This window comes from Vibrio sp. S11_S32 (assembly GCF_014694465.1).
Taxonomy (GTDB): domain Bacteria; phylum Pseudomonadota; class Gammaproteobacteria; order Enterobacterales; family Vibrionaceae; genus Vibrio; species Vibrio algicola.
This window is the reverse complement of record NZ_JAAUWS010000003.1, coordinates 16,414-35,128: the sequence shown is the minus strand read 5'-3', so window position 1 is coordinate 35,128 and position 18,715 is coordinate 16,414. Positions and strand designations below refer to the sequence as shown.

General features: G+C 42.0%; 17 protein-coding genes. 8 read left to right on the top strand and 9 right to left on the bottom strand.

The annotated features are described in order from the left end of the window. The first annotated feature begins 15 nt into the window (after window positions 1-15). Together HC723_RS02970 and HC723_RS02965 are read left to right on the top strand one after the other, a co-directional pair. Complete coding sequence (locus tag HC723_RS02970) at window positions 16-1,107, top strand: HlyD family secretion protein (protein WP_190338176.1); 1,092 nt, start codon at window positions 16-18, stop codon at window positions 1,105-1,107. A gap of 24 nt (window positions 1,108-1,131) precedes the next feature. Next, on the top strand, window positions 1,132-2,652 hold the full coding sequence (locus HC723_RS02965; protein WP_190338175.1) for a DHA2 family efflux MFS transporter permease subunit: 1,521 nt from the start codon (window positions 1,132-1,134) through the stop codon (window positions 2,650-2,652). Between the two features lie 113 nt (window positions 2,653-2,765). On the opposite strand, the gene HC723_RS02960 is transcribed toward HC723_RS02965, so the two are convergent. From HC723_RS02960 to HC723_RS02945, 4 genes are all read right to left on the bottom strand, one after another. Further along, on the bottom strand, window positions 2,766-3,272 hold the full coding sequence (locus HC723_RS02960; protein ID WP_178306489.1) for a YchJ family metal-binding protein: 507 nt from the start codon (window positions 3,270-3,272) through the stop codon (window positions 2,766-2,768). 7 nt (window positions 3,273-3,279) lie between these two features. After that, a complete protein-coding gene (locus tag HC723_RS02955) occupies window positions 3,280-4,512 on the bottom strand; it encodes an EAL and HDOD domain-containing protein (RefSeq protein ID WP_190338174.1) in 1,233 nt (410 codons plus the stop codon). 193 nt (window positions 4,513-4,705) lie between these two features. After that, window positions 4,706-5,446 carry a UDP-2,3-diacylglucosamine diphosphatase gene (lpxH, locus tag HC723_RS02950; RefSeq protein ID WP_190338173.1) on the bottom strand — a complete coding sequence of 247 codons (741 nt, stop codon included), beginning with the start codon at window positions 5,444-5,446 and terminating at the stop codon, window positions 4,706-4,708. Window positions 5,447-5,534: 88 nt separating this feature from the next. After that, window positions 5,535-6,029 (bottom strand): peptidylprolyl isomerase, encoded by a 495-nt coding sequence (locus HC723_RS02945; RefSeq protein ID WP_153447309.1) that lies wholly within the window; start codon window positions 6,027-6,029, stop codon window positions 5,535-5,537. A 246-nt stretch (window positions 6,030-6,275) separates the two neighbouring features. Here HC723_RS02945 and cysS point away from each other — a divergent pair, with 246 nt between their 5' ends. After that, window positions 6,276-7,658: a cysteine--tRNA ligase gene (gene cysS / locus HC723_RS02940; protein WP_190338172.1), complete on the top strand. Its 1,383-nt coding sequence runs from the start codon at window positions 6,276-6,278 to the stop codon at window positions 7,656-7,658. Between the two features lie 99 nt (window positions 7,659-7,757). After that, window positions 7,758-8,336 carry a thymidine kinase gene (locus HC723_RS02935; protein ID WP_190338171.1) on the top strand — a complete coding sequence of 193 codons (579 nt, stop codon included), beginning with the start codon at window positions 7,758-7,760 and terminating at the stop codon, window positions 8,334-8,336. 235 nt (window positions 8,337-8,571) lie between these two features. On the opposite strand, the gene HC723_RS02930 is transcribed toward HC723_RS02935, so the two are convergent. The 5 genes from HC723_RS02930 to cmoA form a co-directional block, all read right to left on the bottom strand. Further along, window positions 8,572-9,549 carry an alpha-L-glutamate ligase-like protein gene (locus HC723_RS02930; protein ID WP_190338170.1) on the bottom strand — a complete coding sequence of 326 codons (978 nt, stop codon included), beginning with the start codon at window positions 9,547-9,549 and terminating at the stop codon, window positions 8,572-8,574. A gap of 3 nt (window positions 9,550-9,552) precedes the next feature. Beyond that, complete coding sequence (locus tag HC723_RS02925; protein ID WP_190338169.1) at window positions 9,553-11,061, bottom strand: inactive transglutaminase family protein; 1,509 nt, start codon at window positions 11,059-11,061, stop codon at window positions 9,553-9,555. A gap of 134 nt (window positions 11,062-11,195) precedes the next feature. Further along, entirely contained in the window at window positions 11,196-11,972 is a 777-nt protein-coding gene (locus HC723_RS02920; RefSeq protein ID WP_190338168.1) for an ATP-dependent zinc protease family protein, read from the bottom strand. A 122-nt stretch (window positions 11,973-12,094) separates the two neighbouring features. Continuing rightward, window positions 12,095-13,066: a tRNA 5-methoxyuridine(34)/uridine 5-oxyacetic acid(34) synthase CmoB gene (gene cmoB, locus HC723_RS02915; protein ID WP_153447303.1), complete on the bottom strand. Its 972-nt coding sequence runs from the start codon at window positions 13,064-13,066 to the stop codon at window positions 12,095-12,097. Between the two features lie 57 nt (window positions 13,067-13,123). Then, the gene (cmoA, locus tag HC723_RS02910) at window positions 13,124-13,852 is read right to left on the bottom strand and encodes a carboxy-S-adenosyl-L-methionine synthase CmoA (protein WP_153447302.1); all 729 of its coding nucleotides are present in this window, start codon (window positions 13,850-13,852) and stop codon (window positions 13,124-13,126) included. A 444-nt stretch (window positions 13,853-14,296) separates the two neighbouring features. Between cmoA and aspS the strand changes: the two genes are divergently transcribed. The 4 genes from aspS (at window position 14,297) to ruvB (ending at window position 18,474) form a co-directional block, all read left to right on the top strand. Next, window positions 14,297-16,078, top strand: coding sequence for an aspartate--tRNA ligase (aspS, locus tag HC723_RS02905; protein WP_190338167.1), 1,782 nt, complete (start codon window positions 14,297-14,299; stop codon window positions 16,076-16,078). Window positions 16,079-16,193: 115 nt separating this feature from the next. Then, the gene (gene ruvC, locus HC723_RS02900) at window positions 16,194-16,715 is read left to right on the top strand and encodes a crossover junction endodeoxyribonuclease RuvC (RefSeq protein ID WP_153447300.1); all 522 of its coding nucleotides are present in this window, start codon (window positions 16,194-16,196) and stop codon (window positions 16,713-16,715) included. Window positions 16,716-16,803: 88 nt separating this feature from the next. Further along, on the top strand, window positions 16,804-17,421 hold the full coding sequence (gene ruvA, locus HC723_RS02895; RefSeq protein ID WP_190338166.1) for a Holliday junction branch migration protein RuvA: 618 nt from the start codon (window positions 16,804-16,806) through the stop codon (window positions 17,419-17,421). 45 nt (window positions 17,422-17,466) lie between these two features. Further along, complete coding sequence (gene ruvB, locus HC723_RS02890) at window positions 17,467-18,474, top strand: Holliday junction branch migration DNA helicase RuvB (RefSeq protein ID WP_153447299.1); 1,008 nt, start codon at window positions 17,467-17,469, stop codon at window positions 18,472-18,474. The last annotated feature ends 241 nt before the right edge of the window (window positions 18,475-18,715 follow it).

The following is an 18,715-nucleotide window of genomic DNA, read 5'->3' as shown; positions in this document are numbered from 1 at the left end:
TGGAAATATTTATATATGACTAAGCCATCTACCAATAATGACTCACCTGAAACAAAGACGGTTGAATCTCTATCGCCAGCAGTGAAAAGCCCTAAGAAGAAAGCGAAACGTGTTGTCCTCCTTTTTGTCGTGTCTCTTCTTATTATTGCGGGCAGTGGTTTTATCTATTTGACTGGTGGTCGTTATGTTGAAACCGACAATGCCTATGTTAAAGCGGATAAAACATTGATTAATGTTGAAGTACCAGGACGTGTCACTAAAGTATTGGTAAAAGAAAATCAACAGGTTAAATCCGGTCAACTATTGCTCACCATAGATGCAAAGCCGTATAAAATTGCGGTTCAACAAGCGCGTTCTCACCTTGATGATGTACGCACTGGGCTGCTGACCACTAAGGCTGAATACAAGAGTAAACTGGCTAACTTAGCCGTATCAGAAAACCAATATAACTTCGCGAAACGTGAAGAAAAGCGTCAATACGATTTATGGCAGAAAAAGTATTCATCGCAAGCAGAATATGAAGCAGCGGAAAATAAATCGTTATTATTTCAACTTCAAACCAATATGTTTAAAACCCAGTTAAAACAAATTGCGGAAAGTTTAGGGGGCAATATCGAACGTCCTGTTGAACTACACCCTAAATACAAATTGGCACAGGCGCAATTAGCCCAAGCCAAATATAACTTGCAACACGTTGAATTACGCGCCCCAGCAGACGGTGTAGTTTCTAAGGTGATGAAAAAAGGTCAGTATATTTCACCAAATAACACCACCATGTTACTGGTTGCTAATACTCACCTTTGGATTGAAGCGAACTTTACGGAAAAAGAAATGACCAATGTAAAAGTAGGTCAAAAAGTGGCTATTGATGTCGATTACGCGCCTGATAATCAATGGACAGGTCATGTCAAAAGTATTAGTCCCGCCACCGGCGCCGAGTACTCTGTGATCCCTGCGCAAAACGCAACCGGTAACTGGGTGAAAGTGACCCAACGTTTACCTATCCGTATTCAAATTACGCCACAAAAAGATGCACCACAACTGCGTGCGGGTATGAGTGCCACAGTGACGGTTGATACCCAAAATGAACGCCATTTAGACCTGTAATTATTGAATCAGTCCGAGGTTTAAATGAGCCAAATTATTGTCAGCCAAGAAGAAAAAGATTTGAAGTCGAAACGACTGCTGATCACTTTCTCGGTGATGCTTGCCACCATAATGCAAGCATTAGATACCACTATTGCCAACGTTGCTCTGCCACACATGCAAGGCGCGATGGGCGCGACTCAAGATCAAATATCTTGGGTATTAACCTCGTATATTGTTGCGTCGGCAATTGCGATGCCGATGACGGGGTTTGTTGCCGCTAAAATTGGCCGTAAGCGCCTGTTTATTTTTTCTGTGATTGGTTTCACCTTAGCTTCGGCCCTATGTGGCGCGGCACAATCGCTTGATCAAATAATTATGTTTCGTTTACTGCAAGGGATATTTGGTGCCAGTTTAGTACCGTTATCTCAAGCGGTGATGTTAGATACTTATCCGAAAGAGCAACATGGATCTGCAATGGCATTGTGGGGCATGGGCGTGATGGTGGGGCCGATTTTGGGGCCTTCACTTGGTGGTTGGTTAACCGAGTATTATAACTGGCGTTGGGTGTTTTATATTAATATCCCATTTGGCGCTTTGGCTTGGTTTGGTATTGCCGCTTATGTCAAAGAAACCTCGTTGGATACGAAACGAAAATTCGATATGTTCGGCTTTGCGCTAATTGCGGTGGCGATTGGTTCTTTGCAACTATTTCTGGATCGAGGCGAGTCGCAAAACTGGTTCTCAAGTATGGAAATCGTGATTGAATGTGCATTAGCCGCGCTCACGCTGTATATGTTTTTGGTCCACATGTTTACTGCCAAAAAGCCATTTTTAGAGCCGACTATGTTTAAAGACCGCAACTTTGTGGTTGGGGTAACAATTGGTTTTATGATGGGGGTAGTGCTGCTTGCTACCATGGCATTATTACCGCCCTTTATGCAAAGTTTGATGGGTTATCCTGTGTTGGATGTTGGTTTCCTTTTAACGCCTCGCGGTTTTGGTACCATGACCAGCATGATGATAGTAGGACGAGTGGCTCGTAAGGTCGACCTACGTTATCTGATGTTTATTGGTGTGTGCTTAATGATTTTCTCATTATGGGAGATGACGTTATTTACGGCTGAAGTCAGTTCGTGGGATATTATTCGAACCGGTGTAGTACAAGGACTCGGTTTAGGTTTGGTGTTTGTGCCATTATCCACCATGACATTCTCTACGCTACCCACACACTATAGGACCGAAGGCACTGCGTTTTATAGCCTGATCCGAAATATTGGTAGTAGTATTGGGATCTCGGTGGTAACCACTTATCTGGCGCATCGAGTGCAGATCAATCATGAGTCATTTTCGCAATTTATTACCCCATTCAGTTTGCCGCTTAAAATGGCATCGGAGCATGGATTATACAATATTTCGACTCAAGCAGGCTTGTTATCGATCGATGCAGAAGTGAACCGACAAGCGGCTATTTTAGGTTATTTACAAGATTATCGTTTGATGATGTTTGTCTGTTTGTTCATGTTGCCGTTGTTATTTTTATTTAAAAAGCCGAGTAAGCAATAACGAATAGACGACAAATTTATTGCTATGAATATGATATAAAAAATGCCCAGATCTCTTTAACTGATAGGTAAAGAGTCTGGGCATTTTTAGATTAAAGTGAAGCACAAATGGTATTAACCGCAACACTTCTTAAATTTCTTACCACTGCCACAAATACACGGATCATTACGACCCACTTTTAAGCTTTGAATGCTTTGATTTAATCGAGGATCATCGCTTTGAGTTAACTGGGGTGATTGTGGCATAAAACCATCAATGTAAGTCCAAAGTCCATTTTCTTTAATAAATCGTGAACGTTCGTGCAAACAAAATTCGTTCTCTCCTTCCATAAAGTAAGCTTTAAATTCGACATAACCTTGGTCGTTATTGACCGAACTCGCGGCGACGACTTCTAAACGGCACCACTGGCTTTCAATTGATTCTGCAATCGCGGCACGCTGCGCAGGAGCTTGGCAGGATGAATGATAGGTATCCACCACAAAATCGACTAATTTCAGGACATGAGCACTATAGCGAGCACGCATTAATTGCTCGGGCTGCTTGGCTAATGTCACATCATTATGAATAGGCTGACAGCATTGTGAATAGGGGATGTTACTGCAACAAGGGCAAAGCATAATCGATCTCTTATTGTTTTAAACCCGATACCGAAGTGTCGATATCAAGATAACGAAATTCTGGGGTGGACCAATCATTAGCTTGAGAAAAAACCTGCAAAGCCTGATGGGTTTCAAGTGATAATGTAGCGCTTAAATTGACGATATTGTCGGCTTGATTGTTTTCTAAGGCAAGCGCAAGTTTTAATATATCGCCCAGTATTCCCTGTTGTTGAGTTAAGGCAAGTTTGGCCGCTGAGGTCAGTGGTAGCGATTGGATTAAATCGGCCAAAGGTTGTTCAAACAATTTATCCAGTTGTGAAAACATACCAATAAAGTAAGCCTGATCAGCATCTATTTCGAGTGGGCTGAGTTTTGCTAATTGAAAACAGCATTGAGCGCGTTGCATCGACGATTGATAATAAGGTGACGGTACCGAATCATGCTCAGCAATTATTGATAGCGAGATAAATAATTTGATATTTTTATTGCCAAGTAACTGTAATGATTGTTGCACTGAGACAAACGTACTTGGGTGGTGCCCAGTCATAAAATGCATCAACTTATAGGTCATAGTGATGTCATTTTCAATTAAATGGGCGACATAATCACAGTCAATAATATCTTGTTGCACAGCTTGTTTGAGCTCTTCAATCATAAAAGAGGCCGATTCAATCCGGCGTTTTCGGATGATTTCAGGTCGATGAAAGTGATAGCCTTGAAAGTAGTGGAATCCTGCCTGAATACAAGCTTGAAATTCGCTATCATCTTCAATTTTTTCTGCCAGATATTTTAGCTTAAATGCCTTGTTTTGATGCATAAAAACTTGCGCCTCAGCAATGCTGATCTGGCGAATATCAAATTTAATTAAGGTAATAAAAGGTAAGAAACGTTGCCATTTATCCGAAGGCACAAAATCATCTAATGCGATGCGATAGCCTTTGCTGTGCAAGGATTGTATCGCGTCAAAGAGTTCGTCATTGGGCGGACAGTCTTCCAATACTTCGATCATCAATAACTCAGATGGAAATAGAGTAGGCATTTGTTCAATTAAGCTTTGATATGGGAAATTGACCAAGAATATCTGGCGATCAATATCTTTCACATTGGTCAAAAAGAAATGCTCGATCAATAACCGGCTGGTGGCTTTGTCGGGATCCATCTGCGGAAAGGTATTAACTAAGCTCTCACGAAATAATAACTCGTAAGCTACGATGGAACTGTCTAGATCAACAATAGGCTGGCGTGCAATGTAAGAGTACATCTGGTCATCTCTTTTATTTTTGTAAATATCGCTTGGTAATATCAACAGTGTAGTGGATATAACCGGTTCGTGTATGAGTTCAACACACGACAATAACGAAATACGTTTGGACCATATATGAAAACGATTGCATTTACTATTTTAACAACAGTATTTTGTGAACTGCCTTTGTGTTAGTCATTTAGATGCTGGATTATCGGTCGCTTTGGGAGATAAAACGGCGAGTTTGTAGCGATGTTGATTCAGGAGTGCAAACTAAAACTGACCCTTGCTCATACCAATCGCCTAATACAATCCGGGTGGCGTTGCCTTGTTTGGTCTGAAGTTGATGCACCAATGGACGGTGTGTATGGCCGTGGATCATCTGCGTTACTTGGTAGGATTCTAATACCGCAATCACTTCACTGGGCGTGACATCCATTATATTCATTTGTTTGGTTTGCTTAACTTGTTTGGCTTTATTTTGTACGTGAGACACAATTTTTTGGCGAATGAATAATGGGATATGATTGAATAAGAACTGTAGCCAAGGTTGATGCACGCGAGCGCGGAATTTTTGGTAGTTTTCATCCATAGTGCACAAGGTATCACCATGCAAAATGACCGTTGGAATGCCGTATAAATCAATTAAACACACATCGTCAAGCAAGGTTACGCCAGTTTGCTGACAAAATCGTTTACCCAGTAAAAAATCGCGATTTCCTTGAATAAAGTAACACTTAACCCCTTGTTTGGTTAAGCTCGAAAATGCTTGTTTAATCGTGTGGTTGAACGGGTTGTCATCATCATCACCGATCCAAAATTCAAATAAATCGCCTAATACATATAAGGCTTGCGCTTGTGGTGCTTCGGTTTGCATAAAATGCAGAAAACAATCCGTAATATCAGGACGTAATGGAGAGAGGTGCAAATCTGCAATAAAAAGCGTGCTCATTGAGGCCTATGTATTTGGGAATTTTAGAAAGAGGAAATTGAATAAAAAGGAGAGAACATAGCCTCTCCTTTTTACGGCAATGAAACTATTAAGCTTCGATAGTGGTACTCGTGATCAGTACGTCTTCTAGTGGTACATCTTGGTGCATACCGTAAGAGCCAGTGTTTACATTTTTAATTTTTTCAACGATGTCCATGCCTTCAACTACTTCAGCAAATACGCAGTAACCCCAACCGTTCATTGATTCAGATTGGAAATCAAGGAAAGTGTTGTCATTGACGTTGATGAAGAACTGAGAGCTAGCAGAATGTGGTTCGTTTGTACGTGCCATAGCAAGTGTACCGGTTTTGTTGCTTAGGCCATTGTTAGCTTCATTTTTGATTGTTGCGCGAGTGGTTTTTTCTTTTAGGCCAGAAGTCATGCCGCCGCCTTGAACCATAAATCCGTCGATAACACGGTGGAAAAGCGTGTTGTCGTAGAAGCCATCTTGACAATATTGTAGGAAGTTAGCACTGGTTAGTGGTGCTTTTTCTTCGTTTAACTGAATTTTAATATCGCCGAAGTTGGTGTGCAGGATGATCATGGTGTAGTCCTTTCGTTCTTGATTAAATCTATACTTTGTTACATAAGTATAGGAGAAGTGAGTAAGGGTAATTTTATAGTAACTCGGGGTGAAAGCAACCGTAAGCCACTTAGGAATAACATTTGTTGCTATGCTGCTTAAAAAAGAGCCGATCAAGCACCAGAAAAGGCTTGAGGTTATCGACTTAATCGCCGCTTTGAGTATAATGAAAAACTTGAATTTTTACCCAATCAATAGATAGAGATCATGTTAAGAATATATAACACATTGACCCGACAGAAAGAGGAATTCAAACCCATTCATGCTGGCAAGATTGGCATGTACGTTTGTGGGGTAACCATCTACGATCTCTGTCATATTGGTCATGGTCGTACTTTTGTCTCTTTTGATGTTATTTCACGTTATTTACGCTTTTTAGGTTACGACTTAACCTTCGTACGTAACATTACCGACATTGACGATAAAATCATTAAGCGTGCAGCAGAAAATAACGAAACCTGCGATTCATTGACAGAGCGTTTAATCGAAGAAATGTACGCCGATTTCGATGCGCTTAATATTAAACGCCCAGATGTTGAACCTCGAGCAACACGCTTTATCTCTGAAATTATTGAATTGGTTGAATGTCTGATTGAACGTGGTTTTGCTTATGTTGCCAGCAATGGTGATGTGATGTTTGAAGTGAAAAAATTTGAACAATACGGCAAGCTATCTGGTCAAGATCTCGATCAACTGCAAGCCGGTGCTCGTGTTGATATTGACAGCGCAAAACGCAGTCCGATGGATTTCGTGGTGTGGAAAATGTCGAAACCTGGTGAACCAACATGGGAATCACCTTGGGGACCGGGTCGCCCTGGTTGGCATATTGAATGTTCGGCCATGAACTCGTCTATTTTAGGACAACATTTTGATATTCATGGTGGTGGTTCAGATCTGCAATTCCCACATCATGAAAATGAAATCGCTCAATCTTGCTGCGCCCACGATACCCCTTATGTGAATACTTGGATGCACAGCGGTATGGTGATGGTTGACCGTGAGAAAATGTCTAAATCACTGGGTAACTTCTTTACCATTCGTGATGTATTACAGCATTATGATGCCGAAACTGTGCGTTACTTCTTAATGTCGGGACATTACCGCAGCCAGTTAAACTACAGCGAAGAAAATCTGAATCAAGCACGCGCTTCTCTTGAGCGTCTATACACGGCATTGCGCGGTTTAGATCTTAATGCTGCGCCTGCTGGTGGTGAAGAATTTGTTGCCCGTTTTAGCAGCGCAATGAATGATGACTTTAATACCCCTGAAGCTTATTCAGTTTTATTTGATATGGCGCGTGAAGTTAACCGCTTGAAAACAGTCGATATCGACAAAGCGTCAGCATTGGGTGCATTAATGCGTGAACTGGCGGATGTGATTGGTATTTTGCATCAAGACCCAGACAGCTTCTTAAAAGGCGATGCCGGTAATGAAGATGAAGTGGCTGAAATTGAAGCCCTGATCAAATTACGTAACGATTCTCGTGCCAACAAAGATTGGGCTAATGCCGATGTGGCACGTGATAAGTTAAATGAGCTTGGTATTGAGCTTGAAGATGGCGCACAAGGCACTACTTGGCGTCGTAAATAAACGGATACCGATACATTTTAAAAAGGGAAGGCTGGTGAAAAACCAGCCTTTTTTATAACTATATTTTTTATAACTACAGACTTCGAATAGGTATTTCTTGTGGCTCAGATGTATTTCTATTACTCGGCAATGAATGCGGGCAAATCGACAACTTTATTACAATCTTCATTTAACTATCGCGAACGTGGCATGAATTCAGTGATTTTTACTGCTGAAATTGATGATCGCGATGGCGTGGGTAAAGTGAGTTCGCGTATTGGTTTGCAATCGGATGCGCATTTGTATAACGCTAACACCGATATGTTTAGCGCGGTTAAAACATTGAACCAGGCTGAGAAAATTCATTGTATTATGATCGATGAATGTCAGTTTTTATCCAAGCAACAAGTGTATCAATTATCTGAAGTGGTCGATAAATTGCATATTCCGGTATTATGCTATGGACTGCGCAGTGATTTCTTAGGTGAGTTATTTGAAGGCAGTCAGTATTTACTCGCTTGGGCGGATAAATTAATCGAATTGAAAACCATTTGTCATTGTGGACGTAAAGCCAATATGGTGGTGCGCATGGATGAAAATGGGGTCGTGATAGCAGAAGGGGATCAAGTCGCCATCGGGGGTAACGATCGCTACGATTCAGTATGCCGCATGCATTACAAAGAAGCGCTAGGTAAGTAATACCAATTTCATTTAATATTTGATCAATCTGAATATGCCGAAAAGACGCTGATCCGTCCTTGGTCGCTTGAGAAAAGGCCATTCATGGCCTTTGACACTTTTCTCTGTACTCAATTTTGAACGATCATTAAATTTATGGAATTGGTATAAGACAATTTGTATTATTTGTAAGCAAAGACAAAAAAGCCGCCGATATAAAAATATCGGCGGCTTTTACATTTAACGAGTATAAAGCTTAGAACTGCGGTTTGGCTGCGAACTGCTCGGCAGCATAAGCGACGCGCTCTGCCGGTTTCGGGTAGTTGGCTAGATCGGGTGTACCCAAACTTTCGATATGATGTAAACGAGGCAGTAGACCTGCGCCATTGGCAATTTGAATGGCTAAACCCGGACGGGCATTCAATTCAAGCACCATTGGGCCTTCTTCTTTATCGAGTACCATATCGGTGCCCATGTATCCCAAGCTAGTCATCTCCCACGCACTGGAGGCTAAAGTTAATAACTTTTCCCAGTTCGGCACGATCAAGCCATTCAATGGTTTATCGGTATCAGGGTGATTAGCGATAGGGCGATCATATTGAACCGCACGTACGGCGCGTCCGGTGGCAATATCTAAACCGACACCTACTGCGCCTTGGTGTAAATTGGCTTTACCATCAGAAGCAGCTGTAGAGCAACGCATCATCGCCATTACTGGGTAGCCTTGAAACACAATCACGCGAATATCTGGCACGCCTTCATAGCTATAACCTTCAAAGGCAGTATCATCAAACTTGATCAAGTTCTCAACCACGGCAACATCGTTTTTACCGCCTAAAGAAAATAAACCCGCCAATGCATTACTGATATGACGTTCGACATCTTCTTTGTTGATCGCTTGTCCAGAGGGTTTGATATAAACACCATCTTTATGCGAGATAATAACCAAAATACCTTTGCCGCCCGAACCTCGAGCAGGCTTTATTACAAAGCCAGGCCATTTATCGACCATGGCATGAATCGTTCTCACTTGCGCCTGTTGGGTAATCACACCAATCAGTTTAGGTACGGTTGCGCCGTGTTCTTGGGCAATGATTTTGGTTTTTAATTTATCATCTACTAACGGGTATTTTGAACGGTCGTTGTAGCGCCCGATATAGGCGCCGTTACGTTTGTTCATACCCATCACGCCTTTCGCGTTTAGCTTTTGCGGTGAGGTAAACATAGAAAACATAATTTAGTCCTCCGCAAGTGGTTTGAATCTTCTCAGCTCAAGTAAGCGATAGCCGGTGTAGTTACCGAGAGATAAAATACAAGCTAAGATAATGAACTGCGTACCGATAAAGTTAAAGGTGTAATGCTGGACATATGGGTTAGTCATCGCAAGATAAATAATCACAGCGGTAAGTAACGAACCACCACCTTGCATAACCACTTCTTTCGCACCTTCTTCTTCCCATAGAATAGACATACGTTCAATGGTCCAAGACAAGATGATCATTGGGAAGAATGTAATAGTCAGACCTTGAGTTAAACCGATATTAAACGCCACGATAGTAAAGACCGAGATGATCAATATTACCGTGATGATCACCGCGGATATTCGCGACACCAGAAGTAGGTTAAGTTTGGATAAATATCCCCTGATGATTAAACCAGTACCGACAATTAATAGGAAACCGACAATGCCGGGTAACAGTTGAGTCTGAACAAACGCTACTGCGATCAATACTGGCATGAAAGTACCAGAGGTTTTTAGACCGATTAACACGCGTAAGAACACAACAATAAATGCCCCGATAGGGATAAGCATTATGGTCTTAAACATAGACTGCTCTTCTAGCGGTAAGCTGTGAATCGAGAAGTTTAATAAGTTATCCGCAACAATTTTTTGTTTGGTTGCATTGGTTGGTGAAACGTCATGCGAGAGCATGGAGAAGTAAACTTTACTGTGTTTACCGCCAATAACATCCAGCAATGATACATTCGACTCATCCCAAATAAGCATGTTGTCACTCACGCCTTGCTCATTGGTGTCGGAGTTAAAGAGCTGCCATGCATTGCCATCCCAAACTTCTATCATAGGAATAATAGACTGGCGACGACGACCATCTTCCATTTCTACCACACCCACGGTTTTGTTGTAGATTTTTGAGGTGGCTAATAATTTAGAAATGGCATCGACTTTATTCATATCATCAAGCAATAAAGAAGCATTCTGATTATCAGGGTCATTGAACTGTTTAATAATCTCACGGGTGAGAGTGGTATTATCCGATGAGCGTTGTGATGCTTGGTTTAAAATTGAAGTTGCTGCAGCTTGCTGAGGGCCTGTGAGTGTTGGCTCAACAAAATCCTTAGCCACTGGCGGTATTGTTGATACGTGCGCTTGTGGATCAACTAAAAACTGGGTTTTATAATAAATCGTTTGTGGGCCGTTTGCATGACGAATAGACCATTCAGCGCGGCGACCAGTATCGGTTTTGATATAAGAAAGGCCATAACCAGGAGATGAAGCGCTTTCATCCACTAAGGTAAATCCATTTTGAGTATGAGGAGCGGCTAAAGAAACTTTAACCGGACCATCAGAGGCAAGAAATTCCACTCGCGCTTCGATATCCCAGACTTGTCGTGTTTCACCTGGAGTCCAAGGTACGCCATAGTCTTGATGGCGCATCACACTGAGCGTTACCCCAGTGGCGACCAAAATGGCAATGAGAAAATAAAAGGCTACTTTAGACGTCATAATTTTTCCTTAAATCAGTCTATACCCATGTTGTATTGAAATTATAGCTTCAATTGCGTTGGGTAATATTTATATTAATTGTTGTTAGTATACCTAAATTAATCAATGTCTTGTCACTTTATAATGACGAAAGATCAATTTTTAGTTTCAGCATGATGTTTTTTCTGTATGAATTTACGGCTCACATCGACTACGGCAATATCTTGAATGAATTCCCTTCCTAAAAGTATTGGATAATCCATTTGTGAACGGTCTGCAAGGGTAAATTGTGCTTTTTCATGTACCTTGCCAATTTGAATCCAAAGTTCAACCACAGGACGACGTTCTACTTGATCGCTACTTGATTGACGAATCTTGACATGGCGTATAATCGGCGCTTCAACCCATTTACGGGCCTTAGGATCGCTATCATCAGACACATGGAACTTAACCCAACGCTTACCGTTACGGTCAAACTCTTGCATATCGACAGCGTTGATGGATGAGGTGGTGGCACCGGTATCGATGCGCGCTGTAAATTCTGATTTAATCACATCGATATAAAGATGCTCCAAAGAGCCCAACGCAATCATACCGGCTTTTAAATTGGGCACGGTACTGGCAAGCAACTCTGGTTTGTCTTTGTTACTGCTTGGTGTTGCTGCACGAGTAGGGGAGCTGACTCTGGTAGTACGTTGGTTTTTCTTGAGTACTTCAACTTCGTTGGTGAGGTTGATGATAGAAGACTCTAAACTTTCGATATAATCGGTTTGATTACTCAAGTTTAAATTTACTGATTCTAGTTGTTGAGACAACTTCTGATCACTCTTTGCCATTGCATCGAGTGTTTTTTGTGAATATTGGTCACCATCTACTAATGTGCAAGCAGAAAGTAGTGAAAGTAGTGCGAGACTTGCTGTTACTTTGAACATACTAAAAATCATCATCCTTGATATTAGTGCAATAAGTTAAGTTATTGTTAGTAAAAGTTTAGCCGATCTAATTCATGAGGTGAAGCACTCATGATAAAGCTTGAGTGATCACGAGCAAAAATTTAAGGATTAGTGGCAATTAAAACTGCACGGCGCGGCGCAGGGTAACCTTCAATGGTTTTACTTGGATCGGTTGGATCTAAATAATCGGGTAGAGAATTGTGCGTCATCCAATCAGTTGTGCGCTGTTCACCGACAGATGTGGTATTTTCATCCACAATTTTAACATCAATGAAACCACATTTTTCCAACCACATTTTTAACGCTTTTGCCGATGGGAAGAAATAAACATTACGCATTTGAGCATAGCGATCGACTGGCACTAAAACGGCGTTTTCATCTCCTTCAATCACTAAGGTTTCAAGCACCAATTCCCCACCAGACACTAACTGGTTTTTAAGTTGGTATAAATGATCAAGTGGTGAGCGGCGATGATACAACACGCCCATACTAAACACGGTATCAAAGGCTTTGAGTTCGGGTAATTGCTCGATACCGAGAGGCAGAAGATGAGCGCGTTGGTCGCTGCCCATTAATTTACGCATCGCTTCAAACTGGATTAAAAATAGGTGGGAAGGGTCGATACCGACACACATTCGCGCGCCTGCGCCCAACATACGCCACATGTGATAACCATTACCACAGCCCACATCGAGCACTGAGCGATTGGTCAGATCAGAAATATGCGGCAACACACGGTCCCACTTCCAATCGGAGCGCCATTCGGTATCAATATTTAAGCCGTGTACATGATATGGACCTTTACGCCAAGGGTGAAATGTGCGTAATAGGCTCTCAAGTTTTTTTTGTTCGCCAATCGCCAATGCTTGGTTGTTAGTGATCCGCACTTCCTTACTAATTTCAATGTTATCTGGGTGCTGGTCTGAAATTTTATTTAACGCTCTTACCCAACGTTCAAAATCACCATGTTCGGCATTTTGCCAATCGGTTAATTGCTGCGGCAGCGTATTTAACCAAGGTTGAAGGCGTTGGTCTTGAGCAATAAGTTGATAAAAACTAGCAAAGTTAAACATAAAATTATCTTTTTTAAGTGAATGTATAGAGCGTGTTTACGCGTCAGTCGAGTGGTATTACTTGATGGCAAACATCGATCCAAAATTAAAGCACTGGAACCATACTTCGTAACTGCTAAAACCGATGCTTTTAAAGCGGGCTTTATGAGTGTCGATACTGTCTGGTTTCATCACGTTTTCAATCGCACTACGTTTTTGACTGACTTCAAGTTCGCTATAACCGTTGGCGCGTTTAAAATCATGGTGTAAGTCGATCAATAACTCATTCGCTTCGTTGTTTTTGAAAATATATTTTTCCGACAAGATCAAAATGCCGCCTGGACGTAGACCGTCATAAATTCTTTCTAGCAAAGTGAGGCGATCATCGGGGGTCAAAAATTGCAGAGTGAAGTTTAAAACCACCACAGATGCATTTTCGATAACCATGTTACGGATATCGGCTTCAACCACAGTAACAGGGGTGTCGGAGCGATAGGCATTGATATGCAATTTACAGCGCTCGACCATGGCAGGAGAGTTATCCACCGCAATGATTTGACAGTTTTCTTGATTAATATGACGACGCATAGACAACGTAGCCGCACCAAGTGAACAACCTAAATCATAAACATTCGAGCTAGGTTTGGCGAAGCGTTCCGCCAGCATACCAATGGCAGAAATAATATTGCTGTAGCCTGGTACCGAACGTTGGATCATATCAGGAAAGACTTCGGCTACTTTCTCATCAAAAGTAAAGTCACCCATTTTCTCAATTGGGGCTGAAAAAATCCTATCACGTTGAGTCATACGTTCTCGCTTACTAGCTAAGTTTGGCAAACAAATGCTTAAATATTGAATGGTTATTTTAAGGCAACTTGCGTGCTTCTGCTATGGCTGAAAGGGGATATTTGTCATTATTTTACCGAGTTGACACAAATGGATAAAAGATGGACGCCAATTGTTGTTTGTTTGAACAAATAGTGTTTCCAATTTTGCGTGAGGAACTCGATTGTCGTTTGTGCGCATTAACCGCTTTCTCTTATGCTGAACGATGATCTGAATAACAATTGACCAGTTATTCTCGCTTGTTAAATGAAAACGATGGAAATCAAACAAATTATTTCGGTAGTGGTCGATTTTTGTTGTCTTTCCAAGTATAAATAGTCAGATATAAATCCGGACGGCATTTTCTGTATTACAGAGAGTTTGTCGTCATTCGAACACTAAATTAGAGAGATTGGGAAATTCATTATGCGCACCCAGTATTGTGGTCACCTGAACAAAGCCCTTGCGGGACAAACTGTAGAACTTTGCGGATGGGTTAATCGCCGCCGTGATCTAGGCGGTCTTATCTTTATCGATATGCGTGATCGTGAGGGTATTGTTCAAGTTGTCATCGATCCAGATATGACCGAAATTTTCGCTCAAGCGAACCAATTGCGTAATGAATTTTGCATTAAATTAACCGGTGAAGTTCGCGCTCGTCCTGATACGCAAATCAATAAAGATATGGCGACTGGCGAAGTTGAAGTGTATGCCACAGGTCTTGAAATCATCAACCGCTCTGAAGCGCTGCCATTGGATTTCAACCAAACTAACTCAGAAGAGCAACGTTTAAAATATCGTTACATCGATTTACGTCGCCCTGAAATGAGCGACCGTATTAAGTTGCGCGCCAAAGCTTCTAGCTTTGTACGTCGCTTTTTAGATGATAGCGGCTTCCTTGATATCGAAACGCCAGTATTAACCAAAGCCACGCCAGAAGGTGCGCGTGATTACTTAGTACCAAGTCGTGTGCATAAAGGCAGCTTTTACGCATTGCCACAATCACCTCAGCTATTTAAACAATTGCTGATGATGTCGGGTTTTGACCGTTATTACCAAATTGTAAAATGTTTCCGCGATGAAGATCTTCGCGCCGATCGCCAACCAGAATTTACTCAAATCGATATTGAAACCTCATTTATGTCGGCTGAGCAAGTGCGCGGCGTAACTGAAACTATGGTGCGTGACATGTGGCAAGAGCTGCTGAATGTTGACCTTGGTGATTTCCCAATCATGCCATTCTCTGAAGCGATCCGTCGTTTTGGTTCAGATAAGCCTGATTTACGTAACCCACTTGAACTTGTCGATGTTGCCGACCTAGTAAAAGATGTTGAATTTAAAGTGTTCGCCGGCCCTGCAAACGATGAAAAAGGCCGTGTTGCGGTTATTCGAGTACCAGGTGGCGCGTCGCTTTCTCGTAAGCAAATTGACGAGTACGGCAGCTTTGTGGGTATTTACGGCGCCAAAGGTTTGGCTTGGATGAAAGTCAACGATCTGGATGCCGGCTTGGAAGGTATTCAATCACCAGTGGCTAAATTCCTGAATGAAGAAGTGATTAAAGGTATTTTAGAGCGTACCGGCGCACAATCTGGCGATATCATTTTGTTTGGCGCAGATAAAGCCAATATTGTATCTGAAGCCATGGGTGCGCTGCGTGTTAAATTAGGTAACGATCTAGAATTAACCGATAATGCTGCTTGGAAACCACTTTGGGTGATTGATTTCCCAATGTTTGAACAAGATGATGAGGGTAATTTGCATGCGATGCACCACCCATTCACATCGCCATTAAACCTAACAGCTGAAGAATTGCTTGCTAATCCTGCTAGCGCGATTTCAAATGCTTACGATATGGTGATCAATGGTTATGAAGTGGGTGGTGGTTCTGTTCGTATTCACAACACTGAAATGCAATCGGCAGTATTTGGTTTGCTCGGTATTGAAGAAACAGAGCAACGCTTGAAGTTTGGTTTCCTATTAGATGCACTAAAATACGGCACGCCTCCTCATGCTGGTCTTGCGTTTGGTTTGGATCGCTTAGTGATGCTACTTTGTGGTACTGATAATATTCGTGACGTTATTGCCTTCCCTAAAACTACGGCTGCAGCATGTCCGTTAACTAATGCGCCAAGTCTGGCAAACCCAGCAGCATTAGAAGAGTTGTCGATTGCGGTTGCGATTGCAAAAGACAACACCGAAGAAAAATAACATAACCTTTATTATGCTCAAGTGAGCGCAAGGGTTTACTAATTAACACCTACATTCTATTGATTAGTGTGTAGGTGTTTTTGTTTATAATGGCTTTGTTGCCACAAGGAAAACCATGACCATTATCCTCGGTATCGATCCTGGCTCTCGCATTACAGGCTATGGCGTGATCCGACAAGAAGGCCGACATTTGCAGTATTTAGGCAGTGGCTGCATTCGTATGTCTGAAAAAGAATTACCGGGGCGCTTAAAGCAAATCTATGCGGGCGTTTCAGAAATTATTACCCAGTTTCAGCCAGATGTATTTGCTATCGAGCAAGTGTTTATGGCCAAAAACCCTGATTCGGCGTTAAAGCTTGGTCAAGCTCGTGGCAGCGCGATTGTGGCTGCCGTAAATGTCGATTTGCCAGTGTATGAATATGCGGCACGATTAATCAAGCAATCGGTAGTGGGAACCGGCGCAGCTACCAAAGAACAAGTTCAACATATGGTGCAAAGTATGTTGAAATTGTCGGCCAAACCACAAGCAGATGCCGCCGATGCATTAGGCGTAGCAATTTGTCATGCTAATACCAATAAGACCTTAATAGCGTTAGCCGGTAAAGCCAGCGGTGCTCGGCGTGGCAGGTATCGATAAATGTGCAGTTTAATTTAATATGTACTGGATGTTTATCCAGTAACTTATTATGATTGGCGATATAATCAAGTTTAAGAAGGAAAGTGGTGTGATTGGTCGTTTACGTGGCAATATTATAGAAAAACAACCACCGGAAGTATTAATTGAAATTGCAGGCACCGGCTATGAAGTCAAAATGCCAATGAGCTGCTTTTATGAGCTGCCCAATGTTAATGAAGAAGCCATTATCTATACCCATTTTGTGGTGCGCGAAGATGCACAACTTTTATATGGTTTTAATACCGTGAAAGAACGCGCGCTGTTTCGCGAAGTAATTAAAGCCAATGGTGTCGGTCCAAAACTCGGTTTGGCTATTTTATCGGGTATGACCGCGTCTCAATTTGTCACTTGTGTTGAACATGAAGATGTCACCACGTTAGTCAAATTACCCGGAGTAGGTAAGAAAACCGCTGAACGCTTAGTGGTCGAAATGAAAGATAGATTGAAAGGCTGGACCAGCCATGATTTGTTTACGCCTGCAACTGATGCTGCGCCAATGGATTCTGGTTTTACGTCTTCGTCGCAACACGCGGAAGAAGAAGCGGTCAGCGCCTTGATCTCACTCGGTTATAAACCACCGATGGCGTCAAAAGTTGTCGCACAGGTTGCCAAGCCTGACATGAGCAGTGAAAACATTATCCGTGAAGCATTAAAGTCAATGGTATAAAATACCCGACTTAATCTCTCTTAAACTACGTTATATAGGTCTTAAATGATTGAAGCTGATCGCCTAATTGCTCCCGAAAATCCGATATTTCGCGATGAAGATATTATCGACAGAGCAATACGTCCAAAAAAATTGGCAGATTACCGTGGGCAAGATCATGTGCGCGACCAAATGGAAATTTTCATAAAAGCGGCACAGATGCGCAGTGAACCGCTTGATCACTTATTGATTTTCGGGCCTCCAGGACTTGGTAAAACCACGTTAGCCAACATTGTTGCCAATGAAATGGAAGTGAATATTCGCACCACTTCGGGGCCGGTGTTAGAAAAAGCGGGCGATCTTGCCGCTTTGCTGACCAATCTTGAAGAAAACGATATCTTATTTATCGATGAGATCCATCGTTTAAGTCCAGTGGTAGAAGAGATCCTTTATCCTGCAATGGAAGACTACCAATTGGATATTATGATTGGTGAAGGTCCGGCAGCACGTTCAATCAAAATTGATTTACCGCCATTTACCTTAATTGGTGCCACCACGCGCGCCGGTTCACTGACTTCGCCATTACGCGACCGATTTGGTATTGTGCAACGTCTTGAATATTATAAAATTGAAGATCTGCAATTTATCGTTAAACGGAGCGCTGATTGTCTTGGCCTTTCGATGGACGATGATGGCGCATTAGAAGTGGCAAGGCGGGCTCGTGGAACACCGCGTATTGCTAACCGTTTATTACGTCGAGTACGTGATTACGCTGAAGTTAAAGGTAATGGTCATATTTGCGCCGACACCGCCGATAAAGCGCTTAATATGCTCGATGTCGATAATCAAGGTTTCGATTATATGGATAGAAAACTGCTTTTGGCGATCATGGAGAAGTTTGCCGGTGGCCCTGTGGGGTTAGATAACTTAGCGGCGGCGATTGGCGAAGAAAAAGATACCATTGAAGATGTGATCGAGCCTTATCTTATCCAACAAGGCTATTTGCAGCGCACGCCAAGAGGGCGCATTGCCAGTGATCGTGCCTACCTCCATTTTGGTATCGATCGAAAATAATTTATCATTCAATTTAAAATAGCGACACCGCATTGTAGAAAAGATAATTGTTAGTGATATTAACGAACAATTATCTTTTATTTTGTATGTATCTGCTATTCCCCGCGCTACAGTTTCCCTATTTTTATTCCTTTCGATGCTATTTTCTAGATTAAAGCGTGTTTATTTTTCCTCATTAATGATTTGACACAACTTGTCAGGCTATTTCTACTAAACCGGATTGATTGAATAAGTGAGTTTT

Excerpts from the sequence above, each read along its gene's own strand:
- HC723_RS02970 (WP_190338176.1), top strand. The coding sequence starts at position 16 with ATGACTAAGCCATCTACCAATAATGACTCACCTGAAACAAAGACGGTT.
- HC723_RS02965 (WP_190338175.1), top strand. The coding sequence starts at position 1,132 with ATGAGCCAAATTATTGTCAGCCAAGAAGAAAAAGATTTGAAGTCGAAA.
- HC723_RS02955 (WP_190338174.1), bottom strand. The coding sequence starts at position 4,512 with ATGTACTCTTACATTGCACGCCAGCCTATTGTTGATCTAGACAGTTCC.
- lpxH (WP_190338173.1), bottom strand. The coding sequence starts at position 5,446 with ATGAGCACGCTTTTTATTGCAGATTTGCACCTCTCTCCATTACGTCCT.
- HC723_RS02945 (WP_153447309.1), bottom strand. The coding sequence starts at position 6,029 with ATGATCATCCTGCACACCAACTTCGGCGATATTAAAATTCAGTTAAAC.
- cysS (WP_190338172.1), top strand. The coding sequence starts at position 6,276 with ATGTTAAGAATATATAACACATTGACCCGACAGAAAGAGGAATTCAAA.
- HC723_RS02930 (WP_190338170.1), bottom strand. The coding sequence starts at position 9,549 with ATGTTTTCTATGTTTACCTCACCGCAAAAGCTAAACGCGAAAGGCGTG.
- HC723_RS02925 (WP_190338169.1), bottom strand. The coding sequence starts at position 11,061 with ATGACGTCTAAAGTAGCCTTTTATTTTCTCATTGCCATTTTGGTCGCC.
- HC723_RS02920 (WP_190338168.1), bottom strand. The coding sequence starts at position 11,972 with ATGTTCAAAGTAACAGCAAGTCTCGCACTACTTTCACTACTTTCTGCT.
- cmoB (WP_153447303.1), bottom strand. The coding sequence starts at position 13,066 with ATGTTTAACTTTGCTAGTTTTTATCAACTTATTGCTCAAGACCAACGC.
- cmoA (WP_153447302.1), bottom strand. The coding sequence starts at position 13,852 with ATGACTCAACGTGATAGGATTTTTTCAGCCCCAATTGAGAAAATGGGT.
- aspS (WP_190338167.1), top strand. The coding sequence starts at position 14,297 with ATGCGCACCCAGTATTGTGGTCACCTGAACAAAGCCCTTGCGGGACAA.
- ruvC (WP_153447300.1), top strand. The coding sequence starts at position 16,194 with ATGACCATTATCCTCGGTATCGATCCTGGCTCTCGCATTACAGGCTAT.
- ruvB (WP_153447299.1), top strand. The coding sequence starts at position 17,467 with ATGATTGAAGCTGATCGCCTAATTGCTCCCGAAAATCCGATATTTCGC.